Source organism: Sphingomonas crusticola (genome assembly GCF_003391115.1).
GTDB classification, from domain to species: domain Bacteria; phylum Pseudomonadota; class Alphaproteobacteria; order Sphingomonadales; family Sphingomonadaceae; genus Sphingomonas_I; species Sphingomonas_I crusticola.
Genome location: NZ_QTJP01000001.1, coordinates 1,712,901 through 1,736,247 on the forward strand (window position 1 = coordinate 1,712,901; position 23,347 = coordinate 1,736,247).

The following is a 23,347-nucleotide window of genomic DNA, read 5'->3' on the forward strand; positions in this document are numbered from 1 at the left end:
GCCTCCATGGTCGTCGGTCCTTGCGCCTCTCACGCATCGCTCGCCGCCATTTCGGCAGCACCGCCGGCAAAGGCACGGACGGTCTCGATCAGCTGCTTGCGATCGACCGGCTTCGTCAGAAACTCGGCCGCGCCGAGCGACAATCCGAGCGGACGCTCGTCAAGGAGGCTTATGATCACGATCGGAATCTCGGCGAGTTCGGGCTCGGCCTTGAGCGCCGTCAAAACGGTCCAGCCGTCCACTTGCGGCATCATCACGTCGAGCAGGATGACGGCCGGGCGCAGGCTGCGCGCGCGTGCAATCGCCTCGGCGCCGCCACCCGCATATTCGACGCGATACCCTTCGCGGCTCAGCATCGTGCCCACCAGGTGATGGATTTGCGGATCGTCATCCACCAGCAGGACGAGGGTTGCGGCGGACGGACCCGTCGATGCCGTCTTGATCGATTCCAGTTCCGACGGTCCCTCCTCTTCAAGCGGAAGAACGATCGTGAAGGTGCTGCCCTGCCCCGGCACGCTTTCGACCGTCACATCGCCGCCGAGCAGCTGACAGAAACGCTTGGTGATCGCGAGACCAAGTCCGCTGCCACCATATTCGCGCGTGGTGCTGGCATCGGCCTGGGTGAATGCCTGGAAGAGCCGTGCCGTCTGTTCCTCGGTCATGCCGATGCCGGTATCGCTCACGCGGAACCTGACCTCGCCTGCGCCGCGTTCGACCTCCAGGCGGACGACCCCGTTTTGCGTGAACTTGCAGGCATTGCTGATCAGATTGAGCAGGCTCTGCTTCAGCTTGGTATAATCGGTACGGATGGGCACGGCGTCGACATCCGAGACGATCTCAAGCTGATTGTTGCGGGTGGTCGCCAGCGGGCGTGCCATCGCGTCGATCTCTTCGATCAGGCGGGGCAGGCTGACAGGCTCGAGATAGGCCTCCATCCGTCCCGCTTCGATCTTGCTGAGGTCGAGGATTTCGTTGATCAATTCGAGCAGATGCTTGCCCGCCGCCTCGATCTTCTTGAGATCGGGCAAGGCATCGTCCAAGCCCGCATCGACCATGTCCTCCTGCAGGAGCTCGGCATAGCCGATGATCGCATTGAGCGGTGTGCGCAGCTCATGGCTCATATTGGCGAGAAATTCGGATTTGGTCTGATTGGTGCGCTCGGCCAGATCGCGGGCTTCCGCCATCGCGAGTTCCGCAGCCTTGCGCTCGCTGACATCGTAGATCCAGCGGACGATCGCCGGCTGATCCTTATAGATCAGCTTCTGCCAGGTCACCAACGCCCAGAAGGTCGAGCCGTCGCTCCGACGATAAAGAACCTCGACGTCGCGAACCTCCCCCTCGGCGCGGAACTGGGCCATCAGGCGCTGGAGCTGGCCCGGGTCGGCATAGAGATCCTGCGGCCGCAACAACTCCTTCGCCGCCTGATGATAGAAAGCCGCGATTGCCGCATCGTTCACGTAGAGAAGATCGCCATCCTCGTTGACGATCGCGACCGCGACCGGGCTCATGTCGAGGATCTTGCGAGCCTGATCCTGGAGACTGTTCTTCGTTATGACATAGGTCAGCCCGAGCGACAGGATTCCCGAAAGCAGAACCCCGATGATAACCGCGAGCGAAGCTGCGTCCGCCGGCTTCGTGTAATCGGCCTGCCGCACCCCCACGAACAGGATCCCGATCACCTTTCCGTCGCGCCCGCGGATCGGGTCGTAGGCGGTCATGTAGGGTTCGCCCAAAACATCCGCTTTTCCGCGATAGGGGCGGTGGGCCGCGAAGATTGCGTCGCGAACCGGACCGGCGGCGAGCCGGGTTCCGATCGCCCGTTGCCCATCGCTTTTCAATATGGTGGTCGAGATCCGCTCATCGCCTTGAAAGACGGTCGTCGCGCTGGCCACCAGACGCTTGATCTTGTCGACGACCTCGTTGTTGCCGTTCAGCCGGAAGCCGCCCGCCATCAGGCTGCCCTTTTCGACCCGAAATGCGGCACCCTTTTGCCGAAGAACATCCCACGCCACCCGCATATCCGCGTCGACGCGTTCCAGCGCTGCCTTCTCGGCATTCCGATGCAGCATATGGCCGGTGACGATGCTGACGATCAGACCGACCAGCAGCACGCTGAGGAACGACAGCCCGATACCGCGGACAATCGGATTGTTTCGCCACATCGCGGGCAAGTTACGAATCGGCATATTTTCTCGCTGAGCTGTTGAGCGAATTCACGGTGAGAAAGAGTATCGCCAGATCGTCGGAAGGCGGGCCGCCCGCTTCGTGATCGCGCACGTCGTCAACCAGCGGCGCGATCGTGGCGGGACGGGCCGCAAGCCACGCTTCCACGCGTTCCTCGCCGAAGAGCAGCCCGTCCGGCGCGGCTGCCTCGGTCACACCATCGCTCAGCACCAGCAGCGTGTCTCCCGCCGCGAGCTCGATTCTGCCCGCGCGATAGGTGGCGGCATCGCTCACCCCCAAGGGCAGGCCGCCGGCCAGTTCGAGCCGCTCCATGCGCCCGACGGAGCGATGCACGAACGGCGGCACGTGGCCGCAGCGGACATAGTCGAGCCATCCCGCGGCAGGGTCGTATAACGCCACAAAGAGCGTCACGAACATGCAACCATCATTGCCCGCCGCCAGGCTCTGATTCAGCGAGTGGGCTGCCGCGCCGAGATCGTTGAGCGACCGGACTGCGGTGGAGCCGGTGGCGAGGCTGCGTATGAGCGAATGCGTCCGCGCCATCATCAAAGCCGCCGCGGCGCCCTTATCCGAGACGTCCCCGACGACCAGAAGGTGGCGCCCGTCAGGCAGGCGGACATGATCGACGAGATCGCCTCCCACTTCGCGCGCGGGCTCAATCAGCGCAGCGACCGACAGCCATTCGTCGGAATAATGCGGCGGGGTGAGGGCAAGCTGCAGCTGGCGCGCCTCGAGCAACTCGGCCCGCCGCCTGGCGAGTTCGTCGCGAATGCCGTCGCGCAGCCGCTTCTTCTCCAGCGTCGCCAAGACCCGGACGCGCAGGAGGGTCGGGTTGAAGGGTTTCTGCAGGAAATCGACGGCGCCCAACTCGATGGCGCGGATCGCCGCATCCGTCTCGCCCATGGCCGAGACGACGAGGACGGGCAGCCGCTCGATCAAGCCTTCCCGCTTCATCGCCTCGAGCACTTCGAAGCCATTCACGACCGGCATCATGATATCGAGCAGGATCAGGTCGAGCGGCTGGCGGCGAATGATGTCGAGCGCGGCCTGCCCGTCCGCCGCCTGGATCACATTGGCAATCCCAAGCCGCGCGAGACGACGCACCAGGAGATCCCGGTTCGCCTCCACGTCATCGACCACGAGCACGCGCGCCCGCTGGAGCAGCGGCGCGGGGCCGTTCAGGGCGACGTGGTTCATGCCCGTCTCCTCCTGGAAGGCCTCGCTTGCTGATGGGCGGGCGGCCGCCGGCGACACGCTTGCGCCCCCATCGGGCTGAGCCGCCGCCATTCGCGGCTGGACCGCAGTGTCTGCCGCCAAGGGCATCAAAATACCGTGTTCAGCGCGATGGCCGGCCTGATGCCGGCCGGGCTGTTACGCCCCCACAGGGAGATGCTCGCCCCGGCTATCAAGCCGACGCGCGAGGACAGATTATATTCAACCGCCGGTGCCAGTTCGAACGATTCCGAGCGCGGAAATATGCGTCGATAGGAGACATATCCCTCAGGAGCGCCGGTGCGTGTTGCGGCGTCGCCCGAAATGACGGTCTTGCCTGCGCGGGCATAGATATAGTCGAGCGCCACCGCCCAATTCTGGGTCAGGCTGAATTCGGTTGCGGCAAGCAGCGAGAAGGCGTCGCCAAGCCGGGCCTGGCCCCTGAATCGCGGCGGCGTTGCGTAGGAGGAACGGCCCGCCACGGACGGCCTGCTCGATATCGAGTAAGAGATGTTGAGCCGGGCACGCAGCGTCCTGATGCCCGGTATTGGGAAATTGCGCTGAAGATACGTTGCCAGCCGCGCCGTGTGGGCGCCGGTACCCAGAGCGTTCGGCGCAAAGCTGCCTAAATTCTGATATGCCCCCGTGGGGAGTATCAAGTCGAAAGCCACAGAGACGGTCGGCATGAACCGCCCCGCTGTGAAATCGTTGATTTTATATTGAACGCGCAGCGGCAGGTCGCCGAAACCCACGCGGCTGCGTCCGGACAGCGCCGATGTGTCATTATATCCGAATTGAGGGAGCGCCCCCAGCGTGAGGCGATCCGTCAACCCGTAGAGAATGAGCGTAAGCTGTCGGACACCGTGCTGGACGGGCTGCGCGCTGCGACTGCCGGCAGCCGAGAAGCTTCCGGTCGTGATGGAATCATACAGATAGGGCTCGATCAGGATGTGGCCCTTGGGCAAAGTCGCGGCAGTGTTCGAGAAGAGCGAGCCGGTGAGCCAGATCTCCCCGTCTTGCGCCGCCTTGTCTGCGACCAGGCCGCCGACCTGCGGCGGCGCGCCGGCTGCGGAGGGTGCCGCCTCGGCCAGCGCCGCAGCGAGGAGCGAGCAGGCAAGCGCCATGGTCATGCGCGCCGCGCGCATGTCAGCGCGCGGTCACCTGCCACCGCTGGATCCTGCGCGGAACGACTGGCCCGCCGCGGCACGACACAGATTGCTCTTGGAGCATATTTCCTCGCCCGGGCCTTCCGGCGTCTCCAGCAGGATGCCTGACGCAGGATCGGCATCGACAAGGACGCCCCCTTGAGGGTTCGGCCGGTTGCCCATGCTGAATGCGTCGCGAGCGAGCGCGCTGCCGACCAGTGCGGTTGCCGGTAACGCCGGCTGGATTTCCACCAGCAGCATGTTGCCGACATAGCTGACCCGATAATTGGACGATGCGGCGAGCGTGCCCTGGCTGATGGCGTAGGAACCGGGGACGCTTTGGAGGGTCGCGTCGGTCGCGAGGCTGCCGCTCAGCAGGTCGCCATTGACCAGGCCTGCCCCGCCGATCGCGTAGGTCAGCGAAGGATTGGGTAGGCCCGCGCGGCGGCTGAGTGTGTCGGCGGTGATGGTCAACGGGCGCGGAGTGACTGTCAGCCCTCCGGTGCGGGTGGCGTAGGTGATGCGGTAATTGGCAAGGCCGGTGCCGGTCGCCGCCGCGCTCGCCAGATCGTAGCTGCCGACATTGCTTGCGGCCGTGGCGGGCGTGATAAGCGCAACCTCACGGATCGTGTCGCCGTTGACGAGATTGTCGCCGCTGGCGCTGCCGCTCGCCGGATTGGCATTGCCATAGGTGCGGCTGATGGCGTCGGCGGTCACGGTCAGCGCCCGCGGGGTGACCGTCAGGTCCGCGCCGGTGAAGGTGAGGCTGTAATTGGCGTTGGCCGCCAGGTTGCCTTGCGTGATCGTGTAAGTGCCGACGCCGCTGGCTGTGGTCCCGCTCGTGGCCAGCAGGCCCGACAATGTATCGCCATTGACGAGGCCACGCCCGCCGACCGCATAGGTGAGTGCGGGGTTGGCGTCGCCGTAGATGCGGCTCAGCCGATCAGCCGTGACGGTCAATTCGCGCGGGGTGACCACCAGATTGGCGCCGCTGTAGGCGAGACTGTAATTCGCTCCGCCCGAAAGGCTGCCCTGGCCGATCGCATAGCTGCCGACGCCACTTGTCACCCTGGCGTCGGTGGCAAGCAGGCCGGAGAGCGTGTCGCCGTTGACGAGCCCCAAGCCGCCGACCGCGTAGGTCAGCGCAGGATTGGTATCGCCGTAGGTACGGCTCAACGGCGTGGCCGTCACGGTCAGCGCGCGGGGGGTGACGAGCAGGTTGGCGCCGGTGAAGGCGACATTGTAATTCGCGCCACCGGAGAGACTTCCTTGCGTGATCGCATAATCGCCGATGCCGCTCGTGATGCCGGCGTTGGTGGCCAGCAGGCCCGAGAGCCTGTCGCCATTCATCAAGCCCGATCCGCCGACCGTGTAGGTGAGCGCAGGATTGGCGTCCCCATAGATGCGGCTCAGCGGCGTGGCCGCCACGATCACGGCGCGCGGCGTGACCGACAGGTTGGCGCCGATGAAAGCCAGGCTGTAGTTCGACGACGCCGCGAGATTACCCTGCGTAATGGCATAGTCGCCGACATTACTGACCACGCTTGCCGTGGTGGCGAGCAGGCCGGACAGCGTATCGCCATTAACCAGGCCCGATCCGCCGATCGTGTAAGTGAGCGCGGGATTGGCATCGCCATAGATGCGGTTGAGCGGGTTCGCTGCCACCGATATCGGCCGCGCGCTAACGGTGAGGCCGCCCGCGCGTGTCGCATAGCTGATCGTGTAATTGCTGAGGCCCGTACCGGTCGCCGCCGAGCCCGTCAGATCATAGTTACCGACATTGCTGAGCGTCGTCGCCGGCGTCGTCAGCGCAACCGCGGCGATCGTATCGCCATTGACGAGATTGTCTCCGGTCGCGGTGCCGATGACCGGGTTGGCATCGCCGTAGATGCGGCTGAGCGCATCGGCCGTCACCGTCAGCGTGCGCGGCGTGACTGCCAGCGTCGCGCCGGTGAACGCGAGGCTGTAGTTCGGGGTCGCAGCGAGGCTGCCCTGGCCGATCGCATAATTCCCTATCGTGCTGGTCAATGCTGCGGTCGTCGCCAACGCGCCCGACAACGTATCGCCGTTGACCAGGCCCGATCCGCCGACGGCATAGGTCAGGGAGGGATTTGCGTCGCCATAAACGCGGCTCAATGCATCGGCCGTCACGGTCAACGCACGCGGGGTGACCGACAGGTTGGCGCCGGTGAAGCTGAGGCTGTAATTGGTGCTTGCCGCGAGCGAGCCCTGGGTGATGGCATAGCTGCCGACGCCGCTGGTGAGCGCCGCCAGCGTCGCGAGCGTGCCGCTGAGCGTGTCGCCATTGGCCAGGCCGGAGCCGTGGATGGCATAGGTCAAAGCGGGGTTGGGATTGCCGTAGATGCGGCTGAGCGCATCGGCCTCGACGCTGATCGGGCGCGGCGTGATGGTGAGCCCGTTGGCGCGCGTGGCGTAACTGATCGTGTAATTGGCAAGGCCGGTGCCAGTCGCTCCCGAACCGGTCAGATCATAGCCGCCGACATTGCTGGTGACCGTCGCCGGCGTTGCGAGCGCGACCGAGGCAACCGTGTCGCCGTTGACGAGATTGTCGCCGGTGGCGGTGCCGGTCGCTGGATTGGCATTGCCGTAGATGCGGCTGAGCGCGTCGGCAGTTACGGTCAAGGCACGCGGCGTGACCGATAGATTCGCGCCGGTGAAAGCAAGGCTGTAATTGGAGCTCGCCGCGAGGCTGCCCTGACCGATCGCATAGGTGCCGACATTGCTGGTCGGTGTCGCGGCGGTAGCCAGCAGGCCCGATAATGTATCGCCGTTTACCAGCCCGGACCCACCGATTGTGTAGGTCAGTCCGGGATTGGCATCGCCGTAGATGCGGCTGAGCGGATCGGCGGCGACGGTGATCGGGCGCACCGTCACGGTCAGGCCATTGGCGCGGGTTGCATAGCTGATCGTGTAATTGCCAAGGCCCGTGCCGGTCGCGGCCGAGCCGGTGAGATCATAGCTGCCGACATTGCTGCTCACCGTCGCAGGCGTCGTCAGCGCTACTGATGTGATCGTGTCGCCATTGACCAGGTTGTCACCGCTCGCGGTGCCACTCGCCGGATTGGCGTTTCCATAGATTCGGCTGAGTGCGTCGGCTGTCACCGTCAGCGCGCGGGGCGTGACCGAAAGGTCGGCGCCGATAAAGGACAAGCTGTAATTGGCGCTGGCGGCAAGGCTGCCCTGGCCGATCGCATAGGTTCCGATACCACTGGCGACGCCGGCATTGGTGGCAAGTAGGCCGGACAGCGTGTCGCCGTTGACCAACCCCGATCCACCGACCGCATAGGTCAGCGTGGGATTGGCATCGCCATAGATGCGGCTGAGCGCATTGGCTGCGATCGTGATCGGCCGCGCCGTGACCGTGAGCCCGTTGGCGCGCGTCGCATAGCTGATCGTGTAATTGCCGAGGCCGGTACCGGCCGCGGCCGAGCCGGTCAGGTCATAGCTGCCGACATTGCTGATGGTCGTCGCCGGCGTCGCAAGCGCCACCGACGTGATCGTGTCGCCGTTGACGAGATTGTCTCCGGTCGCACTGCCGCTGACTGGGTTGGCATTGCCATAGACGCGGCTGAGCGCATCCGCGGTCACCGTCAGCGCGCGCGGTGTGACCGAGAGATTCGCCCCGGTGAAGGCGAGGCTGTAATTGGTGCTCGCACCCAGATTGCCCTGGGTGATGGCATAATTGCCGATCCCGCTGGCGGCGGCGGCAGCGGTGGCCAGCCCGCCGCTCAAGGTGTCGCCATTGACCAGGCCCAGCCCCCCGACGGTGTAGGTCAGGCCGGGATTGGCGTTGCCATAGACGCGACTGAGCGGGTTGGCAGCGACCGTGATCGCGCGCGGGGTGATGGTCAGCCCGTTGCTGCGGGTCGCATAGCTGATCGTGTAATTGCCGAGACCGGTGCCGGTCGCGGCAGAGCCGGTCAGGTCGTAATTGCCGACATTAGCGGCGGCGGTGGCCGGAGTGTTCAGGGCGACCGAGATAATCGTATCGCCATTGACGAGATTGTCGCCGGCCGCGGTGCCGGTGGCGGGGTTTGCGTCGCCGTAGATCCGACTGAGCGCGTCCGCGGTGACGGTCAGCGCACGCGGGGTGACGGAGAGGTTGGCGCCGGTGAAGCTGAGACTGTAATTGGTGCTTGCCGCAAGCGAGCCCTGGGTGATGGCATAGCTGCCCACGCCGCTGGTGAGCGCGGCGAGCGTCGCGAGCGTGCCGCTGAGCGTGTCGCCATTGGCCAGGCCGGAGCCGTGGATGGCATAGGTCAAAGCGGGGTTGGGATTGCCGTAGATGCGGCTGAGCGCATCGGCCTCGACGCTGATCGGGCGCGGCGTGATGCTAAGTCCGTTGGCGCGTGTCGCATAGCTGATCGTGTAATTGCCAAGGCCGGTGCCGGTCGCCCCGGAGCCGGTCAGGTCATAGCCGCCGACATTGCTGGTCACCGTCGCAGGCGTCGCCAGCGCTACCGATGTGATCGTGTCGCCGTTGACCAGATTGTCGCCCGTGGCCGTTCCGCTTGCCGGGTTGGCATCGCCATAAATGCGGCTGGCGGCATCCGCCGTCACCGTCAGCGCACGCGGCGTGACGGTCAGACCGTTGGCGCGCGTTGCATAGCTGATCGCATAATTGGTGAGGCCCGTGCCAGTCGCGGCCGAACCGGTGAGGTCGTAGCTGCCGACATTGCTGGAGGCGGTCGCCGACGACGTGAGCGTGACGCCGGCGAGCGTATCGCCATTGACGAGATTGTCGCCCGTGGCGGTGCCGGTGGCGGGATTGGCGTTACCGTAGATGCGGCTGGCGGCATCCGCCGTCACCGTCAGCGCTCGCGGCGTGACGCTCAACCCGCTGGTGCGCGTCGCATAGTTGATTGTATAATTGGTGAGCCCCGTACCGGTGGCCGCGGAGGCGATCAGATCATAGCTGCCGACGTTGCTGGCGGCGGTTGCCGGCGTGGTTAGCACGACCGCTGTGATCGCGTCGCCATTGACGAGATTATCACCCGTGGCCGTTCCGCTTGCCGGGTTGGCATTGCCATAGATGCGGCTGGCGGCATCCGCCGTCACCGTCAAGGCGCGGGGTGTCACCGTCAGCCCGTTGGTACGCGTCGCATAATTGATCGCGTAATTCGTAAGGCCGGTGCCGGTGGCGCCCGAGCCCATCAGGTCATAGCTGCCAACGTTGCTCGCCGCCGTTGCCGATGTTGCGAGGGTGACGCCGCTGATCGTATCGCCATTGACGAGATTGTCGCCTGTGGCAGCCCCGATGATTGGGTTGGCATCGCCATAAACGCGGCTCGCCGCATTCGCGGTTACCGTCAGCGCGCGCGGCGTGATCGTCAGAGTATTGCCGGTGAAGGTGAGGCTGTAATTGGTGCCGGCCGCAAGCGACCCCTGCGTGATCGCGTAATTGCCGATGCTGCTCGTCAATGCTGCCGTTGTCGCGAGCGCGCCGGACAGGGTGTCGCCGTTGACGAGGCCGGATCCTCCGAGCGTGTAGCCCAGCGTCGGATTGGCGTCGCCATAAGTGCGCGTCGCCGCACCGGCCAACACCTGGATCGGCCGGGCAGTGATGGTGAGGCCGCCTGCCCTCGTCGCATAGGTGATCGTATAGTTTGACAAGCCAGTGCCGGTCGCCGCGGAGCCGGTCAGGTTGTAGCTCCCGACATTGCTCACCACCGTGGCCGGCGTCGCCAATGTTACCGACGTGATGCTGTCGCCCGCCACCAGATCGTCGCCGGCGGCAGTGCCGCTGGTCGGATTGGCATCGCCATAGATGCGGCTGAGCGCATCTGCCGTCACCGTCAGCGCGCGCGGCGTGATCGTCAGCGTGGCGGTGGTCGGCAATTGATAGTTGGAAATCGAGCCGCCGCTGATCGCCCAGTCGAGGTTCGACAAGGCACTGCCGCCATATGTGCCGACATTGCCGGAGCTCGTCGCGCCGCTTCCCGCGTTGAGCGTGATGACCTGCCCGTTGACGCCGCCCGCGACCGCCATCTGGCCGGCGGTGAAGGTGGTGGCGCCGTTATAGATGCGGGTGCCGCTGACGGTCAGTGGCGCGGTAGTGACAGTCAGCGCGGTCGCATTGGCGGCCGCCTGTTCAAACACATAATTGGTTGCGGCAAGGCCGCCGCCGGTAATGGCATAATCGCCGACATTGCTGAGCAGGTTCGCCGTGCTGCCCCACGTCAGCGTGCCGGTGGTCGCCGTCGCCAGCGTCTCGCCATTGGCGAAGCCGGTCACGGTGCCGCCGAATGCGGGATTCACCGCGCCATAAGTGCGGCTGGCGGCGTCGGCCGTGTAGGTCAACGTCGCCCGATTGATCGTCAGCGCGCTCGAGTTTCCCGCCGCCTGAACGAAGCTGTAATTGCCGTTATTGGCGGCCAGCCCGCCGCCCGTGACCGCATAGCTTCCGACGCTGCTGGTGGCCGCGGCCGTGCTCGTCCATCCCAGCGTGCCGGTGGTCGCCGTCGCCAGCGTCTCCCCGTTCACGAAGCCACTGACCGAGCCGCTCAGCGACGGATTGGCCGCGCCATAGACGCGGTTCACGGCATCCGCCGTATAGGTCAGCGTGGCCGGGGTGATGGCGAGCGCGGTCGCGTTGCCCGCCGCTTGGGCGAAGACGTAGTTGCCGTTGTTCGCGGTCAGGCCGACGCCGTTGATCGCGTAGCTTCCCACGTTGCTGGTGGCGCCGGCAGCGCTGGTCCAGGCAAGCGTGCCGGAGGTCGCCGTCGCCTGCGTCTCGCCCGCCGCAAAGCCGGTGAGCGTCCCGCCGAAGCCCGGATTGGCGGCGCCATAGGTCCGGCTGGCGCTATCGGAGGTATAGGTGAGCGTCGCGGGATTGATGGTTAGCGTGCCTGTCGCGGGCAGCTGATAGTTTGAGGCAAGGCCAGGACCGCCGCTGACCCCGAGGGTCAACCCCGACAAGGTGCTGCCGGCATAGCTGCCGACATTGGCCGAGCCCGCAGCACCGCTTCCGGCGGTGAGCGACAATAGCTCACCGTTGACGCCACCGCTCAGGACCAGCTGGCCGGCGGTGAAGTTGCCGCCGGCATCATAGGTCTTGCTGCCGGTGATGGTGACCGGCGCGGGCGTGATCGCGAGATTGACGCTCGGCGCCAGCGAATAATTGTGAAGATCTGCATTGCCGCCCTGGATGGCGACGACGATCGAGCCTAACGCCAGCGGGCCGCTGCCATTGGCGATGATCTGGCTGCCGTCGTTCGAATAGGCCCATGCCATGGAGCCGGCGTAGCTGCCGGCATTTGCGGACCAGGTCGTCATTCCCCCGTTAATGACCGTTACCGTCTCGCCATTGACGGGCCCGCTGAACGACAATTGCGCGGCGGTTAGGTCGCTTCCGCCATTATAGGTGCGGCTGCCGGTGAGCACCAATGCCGCCGGAGTGACCGACAGGCTGGTCGCGTTGGCAGCAGCCTGGCTGAAGACATAATTGGTCGAGGTAAGGCCGCTGCCGTTGATGGCATAGGAACCGACGTTGCTGGAGGTGATGGCGGGGCTGGTCCAGGCCAGCGAGCCACCCAAATCAGCCAGGCTTTGCCCGTTCTTGAACCCGGTCACGGTGCCGGTGAAGGTCGGATTGGCGGCGCCATAGGTGCGCGTCGCGCCGTTCGCGGTGTAGGTCAGCGTCGCCGGATTGACGGTGAGGACGCCATTATTGCTGTAGCTGATCGTATAATTTGAAAGGCCCGTGCCGGTGGCATTGCCCGTGATCGCATAAGTTCCGACATTAGCGGCCGCCGGGGCGCCGAGGCTGGCGAGCGTCACTGCGCCGACAGTGTCGCCGTTCACGAGTTGGCCGAGGCCGGTGGTGAAGCTGCCGGTGCCGAGCGTCAGCGCATCGCCATATGTTTTCGATTGGTTGCCGGCCGTTGTAGTGATGGTGAGCGCGCGCGGCGTAACGGTGGCTGTGCCGGGAATATAGACATAGCGATAGTTGCGGCCGCTCGTGCTGCTAACGAGCGCGCCCGAAGCGGTGACGGAATAGGTGCCGACCGCGCTCGCCGAGCTCACCCCGCTGATCGTGGCGAGCGTTGCGAGAGTATCGCCGGTATGCAGGCCCTTGTAGATAGCGGTCGGGGTGGTGCCATAGACGAAGGTTCCGCCGGCATTGACCGCGAGCACGTTCGACGTGGCGAACAGCTCGGGATAATAGCCGCCGCCCGGCGGAGCCCAGGTGTCGGTGAAGTCGATCCCAGCGAAATTTGTGCGATAGTTCGCGCCGTCCTGCATCTGCGCCGTCGTCAGGCCGGTCGCGAAAACCACGCCGAAGTCTCCGACGAGATTGCCGACGGGCTCGGAGCGACCGCTCGTCTCCTTGTTCCAATAACTGGCGGTGATGGGCGCGGGCCATCCGAACATGGGATCGAATTGTTCCTGGCCTACCAGTCCGCCGACGAATCGCGTGCCGGTCGGCGTGCCGGTGGAGAAGGATTGATCGATACCGCCGGAGGGCATGATGCCGACCAAGCCTCCGGCGTCGGTTCCGGCGGAGACGTTGCCGGTCGCGTAGGTCTTGCTGATCGCTCCGCTATTGTAGCCGATCAGCCCGCCGGCGCTGCCGGTGCTGGCCGTGACGCTGCCGCTCGCATGGGATTGGCTGATGCCGGCGCCGTTCTGGCCGACCAGACCGCCGACCTGGTCGGTGCCTGTTACGACGCCGGTCGCATAGGACCGGGCGATGCTTCCCTGCGCATCGCCGATCAGGCCACCGGTATAATTTTTACCGGTGACCGAGCCCGTCGCGTAACTGTCGCTGACTGCGGCGCCGGATTGTATGCTCTCGCCAACCAGCCCGCCGACATGATCGCCCGTCGCCGTGACATCGCCGGTCGCATAGGAGTTGCTGATCGCGGAATACCAACTCAGCCCGATCAAGCCGCCAACATAGCTGCCTCCGCTGACGTCGCCGGTTGCATAGGCGTCGCTAACGGCAGCATAATTTTGACCGATCAGTCCGCCGGCATATTGTCCGCCGGATACCGCTCCGGTCGCGTAGACATTGCTGATCAGCCCGCCGCTGGAATTAAAGCCGAGCAATCCCCCGGCCGACGAAGGGGCACTTACATTGCCGGTCGCGAAGGACCCGGTGATGGTCCCGCCTGATTTCCAGCCGACCAGGCCGCCGACGCTCCAATTGCCGCTCGCCACGGCATTGCTGTGCGAATTGGTTATGCTCCCGCCACCCTGCTCGCCGACGAGCCCCCCGATCTCCTGACGGCCGCTAACCTGGCCGGTGCTGAACGAAGACGATATTTGTCCGCTGCTCGCCCCCGCCAGCACGCCGATGCGGTCACTGGCGCCGGTTATCGTCGCATTGACCACACCGAGGTTGGCGATCCTCCCACTTCCGCCAAGCGACCCAATGAGGCCCAGGTTACCAAGATCCGAACGGTTGATCGTCAAGCCCGAGATGACGTGATTGGCGCCGTCCAAACTGCCGCCAAACGTCCCAAGCGAGAAGCCGGGCGGATCCAGTCCGATCGGGATGAAGCCGCCCGCGCCGTAGATGTCGGCGGAGCCTGCGCTGCCGGCGGTTCCGCTCGCGTCGATATCCGCGGCCAGGACATAGCTGCCGGAAAGATTGGTGGATATCAGCTGGAGCTGATGAAGATTGGAGATCGGGATGACGCCGTTGACCGGCACTGCCGCTTCCGACCGGAGGATCGGCCGCATGTCGCCGCTCTGAAACCAGACGTTGGTGAAGTCGAGCCCGGCGTAATTGGTACGATCGCGCGCCTGAGCGCTGGTGAGGCCGGTACTTCCAGCGGTGCTGCCGCTGCCCGAGACATAGCCGGCGGCGGACGACTTACCGCTTGTCTGCGTATCCCAGAAAACGGCGATAAGGGTCCCTCCCTCAGCCCCGCCGATCAATCCACCGCTATTGGAGACGTTCGCAACGGCGCCGGTCGAATAGGCGTGGGCGATGGTGCCGGCGTTCAGTCCAATCGCGCCGCCGATCGTATTCGTGCCCGAAACGGATGCGGTGGAATAGGCATAGACGATGCTGCCGCCATTATTGATGCCGACCAGACCGCCCACATGGGTCGTGCCGGTCACCGAACCGCTGACGTACGAATAACTGACATTGCCGAAGCTGGAGCCGACAAGCCCTCCGGTGTTCGGTCCACCCGAGATGTTCGCATTGGTAAGGCCGACCCGCCTTACGTTGGCATTGGCATAGAGCCTGGCGATCAGCCCTGTGGCAGCAGCAGCCGAATTGCTGATGGTAAGGTCTGAGATGACGTGCCCGGCGCCGTCGAAGTTACCCTGAAATGACTGGCTATGACCAATGGGGACGAATCCCGCGCCCGAGTTCCAGCTCCCTGTTCCATGTGCATTGATGTCATTGGCCAGAATAACATTGGCGGTGGGCAGCGTGTCCACGCCCTGAAGGCCGTAGACGTCCGTAATTTGGTAAGGATTGCCGCCGGTGCCATTGCCTGCTGCCGCGCGCACAAAGGTGCCGCCGGCGAGCCTGAAATCGCTGGCCGCGAACGAGGGCAGGGTCGAACCGATCTGACTCCAATTGCCCGAGTTGAGCGTGAACCGCGCGACCGACACCGTGTCTAAAGTGTTGATGTTGCCGCCGGCGGCGAGGGTCAGCCCGCCGGACGGGGCGGTGATGCTGTTGAGCAGTGCGATGGTGCCGGCGGCGTTGAGCGTGAGCGTGCCGCTGCTGCCCCAGGAGAGTGCCGCATTGACGGTGATGTTGCCTGCTTGGCTGCCGGAAGACCCGGTCGAGACGGTGACGTCGGCAGTGGCGAGCGCGTTGGTAAGCGTGGAGGCGTTGATGACGCTGTCGTTGCCGGTGGCGGTGAAACCCGTCTGGTTGCTGTCGGCGCCGCTCGATATCCTGACATTATAGGGATCGAGCAGCAGCGTGCCGAAGCGCGCGCCGCGCAGATCGGCGGTGCCGGTGAAGCCGAGCAGTCCCTTGGAAGAAACCTCGGCCTCGCCGCCGTCGCCGCTCCCGGCGCCGCGTGCGCTGATCGCGCCGGCGAAGCCGGTCCTCCCATCCGACCATAAAACCACGTCGCCGCCTTTGCCCTGGACGGTGGCGTCGGCGTTGATGGTCGTTGCCGCGTCGACGCGGAGCGTATCGGCATGGACGAGCGTGCCGCCGCCCTGGCGGTCGCCGCCTATGCGCACCGTGCCCCCGCCGGCTGCGCCCGAGACGTCGATGCTGGCGCCGGCGAGCGTGATGTCGCCGCCGGTCAGCGTGACCGCGCCGTTGCGGCCCTCCACCCCCTTGGCCTCGATCGCACCCGAAAGGTTGACGATCGCGCGTGCCGCATCGCGCGCCTGGCCGGCGGTCAGAAGCACGCTGCCGCCTTCGGCGGCAATGCGGCCGGACATGTTCACGCCGTCCTCGGTCTGCGTCGCCGGCAGCGCCACCTGGAGAAAGCCGTCGCCCTCGAGATCGAGCGTGGCGCGCATGCCCGAGGCGAGCGTAACCTTGCCGAGCGGTGCGACGATCAGGCCGGCATTGTCGACCTTGCCGCCGATCAGCGCGGCATAACCGCCCTTGACGATGCTGATCGTGCCATGGTTGGCGACATGGCCGCCATTGCCCGTGACGACGATCTCGCCGCCGTCCATGAAGGCCTTGTCCGAGAGATCGAGCGTCGACGCGACGAATCCGGCGGCATTCACGCTGCCCGACTTGCTGATGAGGATGCCATTGGGGTTGACGAGATAGACCTGGCCGTTGGCGCTGAGCTGGCCGGCGATGGTCGATGTGGCGCTGCCGGTGACGCGGTTGAGCAGCGCCGCGTTGGCGCCCGGCTGGAGGATGTCGACGCGATTGCCTGCCGCGATCGAGAAATCCTGCCAGTTGATCACCGCGCGGTTGCTCGTCTGGGTGATCGTCATCGCATTGCCTGCACCCGCGATGCTGGCCTGACCGGCGGCGACCTGGCCGCCCGACGGCAGCGTCTGCGTTCGTCCCGCCACCGGGATCAGCGTGGTGGAGGCAAGGAGCGCAAAAGCGAGATTACGACGGGTCATGATGCGGTCTTTCAAAACTGCACGACGAAGGTGAACGACAGACGATGGGTGTGGCCGGGCAGGCCATCGACTTCGGCGCGACCCCATTCGAGGGTCGCGCCAAGATTGGAGAGGATGGATCCCGGCGAAGCGGCGAAGCGCGCGCCGACGCCATAGGCAGTAGCATCGGTCTGCCGCCGCTCGAGGAAAGTCGGCTGCTCGAACCGCACCCGGCCGTGGGCGCCGAATGCATAGGGGCTGATCAGCAGCGAGCCGCCGTTCAGCTGCGTGCCGAATGGCGTCTGCACTTCGCCACGCGCGACATAGCCCGCATCGCCCTGCAGCAGCCCCGACGATAAGGGCGAGATTGCGTCGAGCGCCGCAATGCCGAGCTGCTCGGAATTGGCGAGCGCATCGCCGAACGCGCTCTGCGCACGCGCGCGCAGGTCGATGCGCAGATGCGGCGCCAGCGGCTGGTCGAGCTCCGCCGAAACTTCGAGCTTGCGGAAGCTGGCATCGGCCCCCTGGCGCGACAACGGCAGGTCCGGCGTGGCATCGCTTGCCGAGCGGGCACCGAGCGCATCGAGACCGAACGACAAGGTCGCCCGCGTCCGCAGCAGGCCCGCGCCGGGCAATGCCAGGCTGATGTCGCTGCCGAGCCGCGCCACCCTCAGCCGATCAAGCGACAGTGGCAGCACCAGCGGATCGACAATGCGCACACGCTCATTCTCGACATCGAGATCGGCTTCGAGCGCCATCGTCAGCGCGCGCGTTCGCACCGCGGGATAGCGCAGCCGGCCCGACAGGCGCTGGAAGCGGCTGGCGAAGGCCGGCGCACCGAGCTGGCGGCGCGGCGTCGTGCGCGCGTCGGTGCCTTCGAGGTTGAAGGTCAAGTCATAGGGCAAGGGCAGGATCGCGCCCGCCGCCAACGCGCGGTTGCGGGGGGTCGGATCGAGCATGCCGTCATGGCCCGTATTGGGCAGGCTGCTCGCGCGCAGGTAGATCGTCTCACCCAGCCCGAGCACCGAATTGAAGTTGAGGCCCACGCCATAGCCGTAATGGCCGAGCGTGCGCGGCAGCGTATTGTCCATCGTCAGGAAGGCAGTGACCGGGCGGTGCTGCGCCTCGATCACCAGCACGCTGCCGCCGGACGTGCTGCCCGCCGCCAGCGTCGAGCGCAGGCTCACCCCCGGCACGTCCGACGCGAGCAGCAGCTGACGCTCGATCTCGGACAAGGTGAGGCCGGGCCTGGAGACCAACGGTGCCAGCAGGGCAGCGATGCGCGTGCGTACGCGCGCAGGCACCGCGGCGGTGTCGACGCGCTCGACGAAGCCGTCGATCACCACCAGCCGCAGCGTCGCGCCGTCGGCCAGGCTTTGCGGCGGCACGGTCACCCGCACCAATACCCGTCCGGCACGCGCGTAGGCGCTCTCCAGCGCACGCGCGGCGGCAAAGATCTCCGATACCTTGACGCTGCGCCCGACCAGCTGCGCGCGCAGCGCGGCCTGCGCCGCGTCGACCGCCTTGCCCGCTACCGGCGCACCCTCGATCGCCACAGCGGCGAGCTTCACCTCCAGCGCCTCCGCGCCCGCCGGCGCGGCTGCGCCCGACCCCTCGGGAATGACGATCGGCGCACCCCGCACCGCCGGCGGCGGCGCGAAAGTGGGTGGCGTGATTTGCGATGCCGTCTGGGCGCGAAGCGCGGGCGCGGGCGCAATCGCGATGATAGCGATCAAGACACGAGCGTCCGCAAGCCGTTCGATGACCACAACAACCCCCATGGCCTCACTCAACCCTCGCCGCCCACCAGCCGAGATGTCGAGGCGTTGCGCAGTAATTTAGCGCACCGGGAAAATTGCCAATCGTCCCAATGAAATAGCTATAAGGGGAGCGCGGATCATTGGCTGTAGGGCGATAACCTACAAATGCGGATTTTCATCGCAAAGGCACAGACGCCCGCCCAAAAGGTGATACAAACGCGGTCGTGTCAGGTGAGGGAAAAGCTTTGACCGAGCACATAGATCATGTCCTGATCGTCGATGATCATCCGATCGTGCTCTATGGTTTGCGCTTTCTGTTTGATCATCATGCGCGCTTCACCATCTGCGGCGAAGCCAGCGATGCCGAAACCGCGCGCCATCTCGCGCAACAACTGCAGCCAAATTATATCGTCCTTGATCTGGTTCTTGGCGGTCGCGACGGCATCGATCTGGTCAAGGACCTGATGGCGGCCGCTCCTGCGGCGCGCATCCTGATTTATTCCAGTCAGAACGAATGGCGTTTCGCACGGCGCGCGCTCCAGGCGGGAGCCAAGGGCTATGTCGCCAAATCGGAAGGGTTAGTGGTGGTGGAACATGCCATCAGTGTGTTGGCTTCGGGCGAGACCTTCCTCAGCGAGGGTGTTCAGCGGCGCTTGATCGAGGATTTCCTCGGCGTCGACGAGGATCAGGAATCGGCGGGCTTCGATCTGCTTTCCAATCGGGAATTGCAGGTGCTGCGCATGATCGGCGAGGGGCTTTCGACCGGCGAGATCGGCCGCGCACTCCAGCTGTCGGTAAAGACGATCGGCACCTATCGCGAGCGGATCAAGGAGAAGCTGGCGCTGACCAGCGCCCGGACGCTCGAGGAATTGGCGCGCAGTTCGGTGGTCGAGAGCTGACGCCGTTCGCTTGCCTTCAGAACTTGTAGCTGAGGCCGACCCCATAGAAGCGCGGAGAACCGGCGATGAAGGTCGGCAGCCCCAGCGTGTCACCCGTATTGCCGGCATCCTTGATATAGCGCTTGTCGAGCAGGTTATCGGCCCAAAGCTCGACCCGCAAATGGCGGCCGGGGAAGCTGTAGCCCGCCCGCAGGTTCACCAGCGCGAAGCCCTTCTGCACCTCGTCCTGCACATTGTCGGGCACGATCTGGGCCTGTTGGAGATCAGGCCGGTCATTATTGTCGTCGAAAAACTCCTTCGACTGGAGCGCGACGCTCGGCGTCAGGTCGAAACCGGCTCCATCGGGTGTGCGACGCCCTAATGTCGCGCCCAGCGCACCGGCATTGTCGGGCGACAGGCGAAAGTGGTTGCCGCGAAAGGCGCCGGATTTGAAGCGGCTGTGATTGTAAGAGTAGTTTGCGAAGAAGCGTATCCAGTCGGCCGCCTGCCAGCCGATTTGACCCTCGAAACCAAAGCTGTCCGCGCGGCCGGCATTGACGTTGAGAAATTGCGTTCCCTGCTGCACCACCGTGCCGAAATTGCTGTAGCGATAATAAAAGGCCGCGCCGTCGACCGAGAGCCTGTGGTCGAGCAATGAGGTCTTGGCGCCAACCTCGTAGCTGTCGACGATCTCCGCCGGCAAATGCTCGAATATGGGCGCGGCTCCGGGCGCTGTCGGCGTCGCGACCGACAGGATCCTGGGGCGGCGGCCGCGCGCATAGGTGAGGTAGAGGGTGCCGTTATCGGCGGGCTTGTAGCGGGCGGTCGCACGGAAGGCGAAACCGCCGTTGCTCGCCGACTGATAAAGGGCGTCGCCATTATTGGCCGTGGGCTGAAAGCCGAGGCCGAACATCGGCACGGGAAAAGTCGGGGAGGTGGGGATTGCGCCGGCACCGGGCGTTGCCAGCGCCTGCAGCAGCGCCCGTTGCGAGGCCTGGGGCTGGCTGACCGCGGCGATCAGCCCGGCGAGCACCGAGCGGTTCGCGACCGCTGCGCTGATGCCGGAGCGCTTGTCGTCATGGCTGTAGCGTAGGCCCGCTCCCAGATCGAATCGATCGCCGAGATGCAAGGTAGCGTCACCAAAGAGATCGACGGAGTTGGAGCGCGCATAATTAGTGGACGTTTCCAGATGATCGGGCCGGAGATTGGCTGCGATCGCTTGCGCCAGCGGGCCGGTCAGATTCACCCCCCGCGCGGCGGCGAAGCCCTGTACCAGCCGGCCGGTGAAGGCAGGGCTGGCGAACAACGCTGCGGGGGCGGGATTGTCTGCCGCTAGGCCGGGAACGGCGCCGCCGCCATTGAGCGCCCCGGCGGCCCGGGCAAGCAACTGGGCTTCATTGAACGCGACTGGGGTCCGAACCGACCCCTTCTCGTGGAAATAACTTCCGCCGATGAACAGCGTGATGACTTTGGACTCGTAGGTGAGGCGCAGTTCCTGGCTGGCCTGCGTCCCGCGTGCCTCCTCGCCGGCCGTAAGGCTCGCCAATGAGATGCCGTCCGCGTCGAACAGCTCGTTGGTATGGAATTTCCGCCAGCCGGTGATCGAGCTGAGCGTCAGGTTGGTGTCGATATTCCAGCTCGCGAGCGCCTTCACGCCCACCAGGTTGCGGCGCAGGCCGAGCGGGCGGCCGCCCTCGAAGCCGGCCGCCGCCGCCAGGGCCGCCCCCGAAGTACGACTGCGTGTCCCGATCGGCGCGCCGGTGCGGGGATCGGTCGGCAGGTAGGCAATCGACTTGAACGACGTGCCCGAAGGCGCGTCATTCTGGTAATTGCCGATAAGGTCGAAGCCGAGATCGGCGTTGACGTCGGCATGGAAGGAGGCGCGTAGCGCGCCGCTATTCTGCGAATTGTAATCGTCACCGCCGAGCAGATTAGCGATCGTGCCGTCGCGTATTTTATATCGCCCGGCAAGGCGCAGCGCCATGCCGTCGCCAAGCGGCAGGTTCGCCATCCCGTCCACGCGTATGGCATTGAAATTACCGTAGCTGAGATATTCCGTCATCGCTGGCGCGGACGGATCGGCTTTGGCCTCGATGACGTTGATCGCGCCGATCAGCGCCCCGCGTCCATAAAGTGTCGATTGCGGCCCCTTGGCGATCTCCACCCGATCCAGGTCGAACAATTCCACATAAGCGCCGGGCGACTTGGAAATCGAAACGCCGTCCTCGAACACCGAAATGCGCGGTTCGTTGAACGCGGCGTTGCTGTCCGATGTGATCCCGCGGATCACGAAGGCCGGATTGTTGGGCGACTGGTTCTGCACAAGCAGCCCGGGAACGTAGGCGCTCAGCCGGTCGAATTCGGTGATGCCGAGCTTCTCCAGGAAGTCGCCGCTATAAGCCGTGAGCGCGAACGGCACATCGAGCGCATTCTGCCTGCGCAGTTGGGCGGTGACGACGATCGTTCCTTCGTCGGCGGCGATGGGCGCGGCGATCGCAGGCTTGTCCGCCGCGACGCCGGGCGCGCCCGCAAACGCGGCGACGCCAAGCCAGATGAACCATCCTCTCATAAGCCCCCCGGCATGCTGCTTTTTGCAACAACTTCTAAGGCGATGTGCGATGACGAATACTTTACCGGAACCTATATATCGATTGTAATCGACCTGCCGCCGGCCGTCCATTGAGCCGCTGATGCGACAAGCTCCGCAAAGCTCAGGGCGTAAGCTCCAGAAGCAGCGTCGCGTGGGGCGCTATCGTGAAATCCACGCCATCGCGGCGGCCGAGATCCGTGTAGGCCCAGACGTCGCGCGTCCGGTAGCTCTTCGCGAGATTGTAGAAGTCGTAGCTGTGGCGCACTGCGGCCGGATCATCGCCCAGATTGAACAAAGCGAGATAGCGCGTGCCGTTTCGCCCGGTCGAGGTCCAGACGGCAAAGGGACCCTCGCGCGTGACCTGGCGGGGATCGCGGCCATATTGATTCATGTCCAGCACGGTCCGATTGGTCAGCAGCGCCAGCGTGGCCGGATCGAGCCGGGTCAGATTGGCGCCGAGGATGAGCGGGGAACGCGCGATTGCCCATAAAGTGATCATCGTGCGCTGCTCGGCCGCGGTCAGTCGCGTGTGCCGGGGCTCGCCATAGCCCGGCGTCGGGCCGAGATAGCCGATGGGGAGCATGTCGGCGTCGGCCCAGCCATCCGGACCGGCCAATGGCGCCCAGCCGGATACGAGATCGAAATGCTCCTTCAGCGCGCGCGGCCAGGCGGCGCGGTTCGACCACATATCCCAGACATCGTCGGAGATGCGCCACATTTGCGCATGGGGCCGGATTTCGGACAGGATGCCGGGCGAGGTCGGCCCCGGCGACAGGCTCAGCACGATCGGCCGTCCCACCTTGGCGATGGCGCGGTGGATCATCCTGATCTCGGCGGGTTTATAGGGATGGTCGGAGATGCAATCGACCTTGAGATAGTCGACACCCCATTGCGCATATTGCGCAATCAGCGACTCGTACCAGGCCTGTCCGGCCGGACTATCCTTTACGCCCCAATTGGTCGGATCCCACGGGCAGGCGTCCGAAGTATCGGCCACGTCCTGCGCGCGAAAGCGGCTGCCGGCGACCGGAAAATTCCGGGCGACCGATTCCCGCGGAATGCCGCGCACGATGTGGATGCCGAACTTCAGGCCTCGCGCATGGACCGCCGCGCCAATCGCGGCAAAACCCTGATTGCGGCCATCGGCCAGGGCTGACGGAAACCGTGCGGGATCGGGGATGTAGCGGCCATTGGCGTCGAGCACGTAGACCAGCTTTTCAGGCGTCGGCCGATCCTGCGGATTCTGCATGAACCAGCCCTCGTCGATGACGGCGTAGTTCCATCCGAAGGGCTTCAGCGATTTGGCGAGGACGTCGACATTGGCTCGGAAATCGCTCTCGGTGATCGCCAGCCCATAGGCATCCCAGCTGTTCCAGCCCATCGGCGGGCGTGGCGCCAGCGCCGCCGCCCTGCCCCCTGTGGCCTTAGCGCCGGCGGCCGACGCGGCTGCGGGGTGTAGGAGCGCGAGCGCGAGCAACCATGAGAACAGCCTTCCCGTGACTTTCGGCATCATCGTCCCCCTCTTCGGCTGCGGCGATCCACGAACTGGCCAAGCAA

The 23,347-nt window shown here is 65.2% G+C and carries 8 protein-coding genes; 1 reads left to right on the plus strand and 7 read right to left on the minus strand.

Features of this window, described 5'->3' with window-relative positions; translation table 11 throughout:
* Nucleotides 1–29: 29 nt before the first annotated feature.
* From DX905_RS08145 to DX905_RS08165, 5 genes are all read right to left on the minus strand, one after another.
* Complete coding sequence (locus DX905_RS08145; protein WP_116090914.1) at nt 30–2,186, minus strand: cache domain-containing protein; 2,157 nt, start codon at nt 2,184–2,186, stop codon at nt 30–32.
* Nucleotides 2,173–3,381, minus strand: coding sequence for a PP2C family protein-serine/threonine phosphatase (locus DX905_RS08150; protein ID WP_116092411.1), 1,209 nt, complete (start codon nt 3,379–3,381; stop codon nt 2,173–2,175). The genes DX905_RS08145 and DX905_RS08150 overlap by 14 nt, the downstream gene beginning before the upstream one ends.
* Before the next feature lie 125 nt (nt 3,382–3,506).
* A complete protein-coding gene (locus DX905_RS08155; RefSeq protein ID WP_162875526.1) occupies nt 3,507–4,526 on the minus strand; it encodes a transporter in 1,020 nt (339 codons plus the stop codon).
* Nucleotides 4,527–4,553: 27 nt separating this feature from the next.
* Nucleotides 4,554–16,583 (minus strand): MBG domain-containing protein, encoded by a 12,030-nt coding sequence (locus tag DX905_RS08160; protein WP_162875527.1) that lies wholly within the window; start codon nt 16,581–16,583, stop codon nt 4,554–4,556.
* Between the two features lie 11 nt (nt 16,584–16,594).
* Complete coding sequence (locus DX905_RS08165) at nt 16,595–18,298, minus strand: ShlB/FhaC/HecB family hemolysin secretion/activation protein (RefSeq protein WP_205412215.1); 1,704 nt, start codon at nt 18,296–18,298, stop codon at nt 16,595–16,597.
* A gap of 269 nt (nt 18,299–18,567) precedes the next feature.
* Between DX905_RS08165 and DX905_RS08170 the strand changes: the two genes are divergently transcribed.
* Nucleotides 18,568–19,221, plus strand: coding sequence for a response regulator (locus DX905_RS08170; protein ID WP_162875528.1), 654 nt, complete (start codon nt 18,568–18,570; stop codon nt 19,219–19,221).
* Between the two features lie 16 nt (nt 19,222–19,237).
* On the opposite strand, the gene DX905_RS08175 is transcribed toward DX905_RS08170, so the two are convergent.
* Both DX905_RS08175 and DX905_RS08180 read right to left on the minus strand, forming a co-directional pair.
* A complete protein-coding gene (locus DX905_RS08175) occupies nt 19,238–21,769 on the minus strand; it encodes a TonB-dependent receptor (protein ID WP_116090918.1) in 2,532 nt (843 codons plus the stop codon).
* 142 nt (nt 21,770–21,911) lie between these two features.
* On the minus strand, nt 21,912–23,303 hold the full coding sequence (locus DX905_RS08180) for a glycoside hydrolase family 27 protein (RefSeq protein WP_205412216.1): 1,392 nt from the start codon (nt 23,301–23,303) through the stop codon (nt 21,912–21,914).
* Between the last annotated feature and the right edge of the window lie 44 nt (nt 23,304–23,347).

Coding starts and splice junctions, on each gene's coding strand:
- DX905_RS08145 (WP_116090914.1), bottom strand. CDS start 2,186: ATGCCGATTCGTAACTTGCCCGCGATGTGGCGAAACAATCCGATTGTC.
- DX905_RS08150 (WP_116092411.1), bottom strand. CDS start 3,381: ATGAACCACGTCGCCCTGAACGGCCCCGCGCCGCTGCTCCAGCGGGCG.
- DX905_RS08155 (WP_162875526.1), bottom strand. CDS start 4,526: ATGACCATGGCGCTTGCCTGCTCGCTCCTCGCTGCGGCGCTGGCCGAG.
- DX905_RS08160 (WP_162875527.1), bottom strand. CDS start 16,583: ATGACCCGTCGTAATCTCGCTTTTGCGCTCCTTGCCTCCACCACGCTG.
- DX905_RS08175 (WP_116090918.1), bottom strand. CDS start 21,769: ATGAGAGGATGGTTCATCTGGCTTGGCGTCGCCGCGTTTGCGGGCGCG.
- DX905_RS08180 (WP_205412216.1), bottom strand. CDS start 23,303: ATGATGCCGAAAGTCACGGGAAGGCTGTTCTCATGGTTGCTCGCGCTC.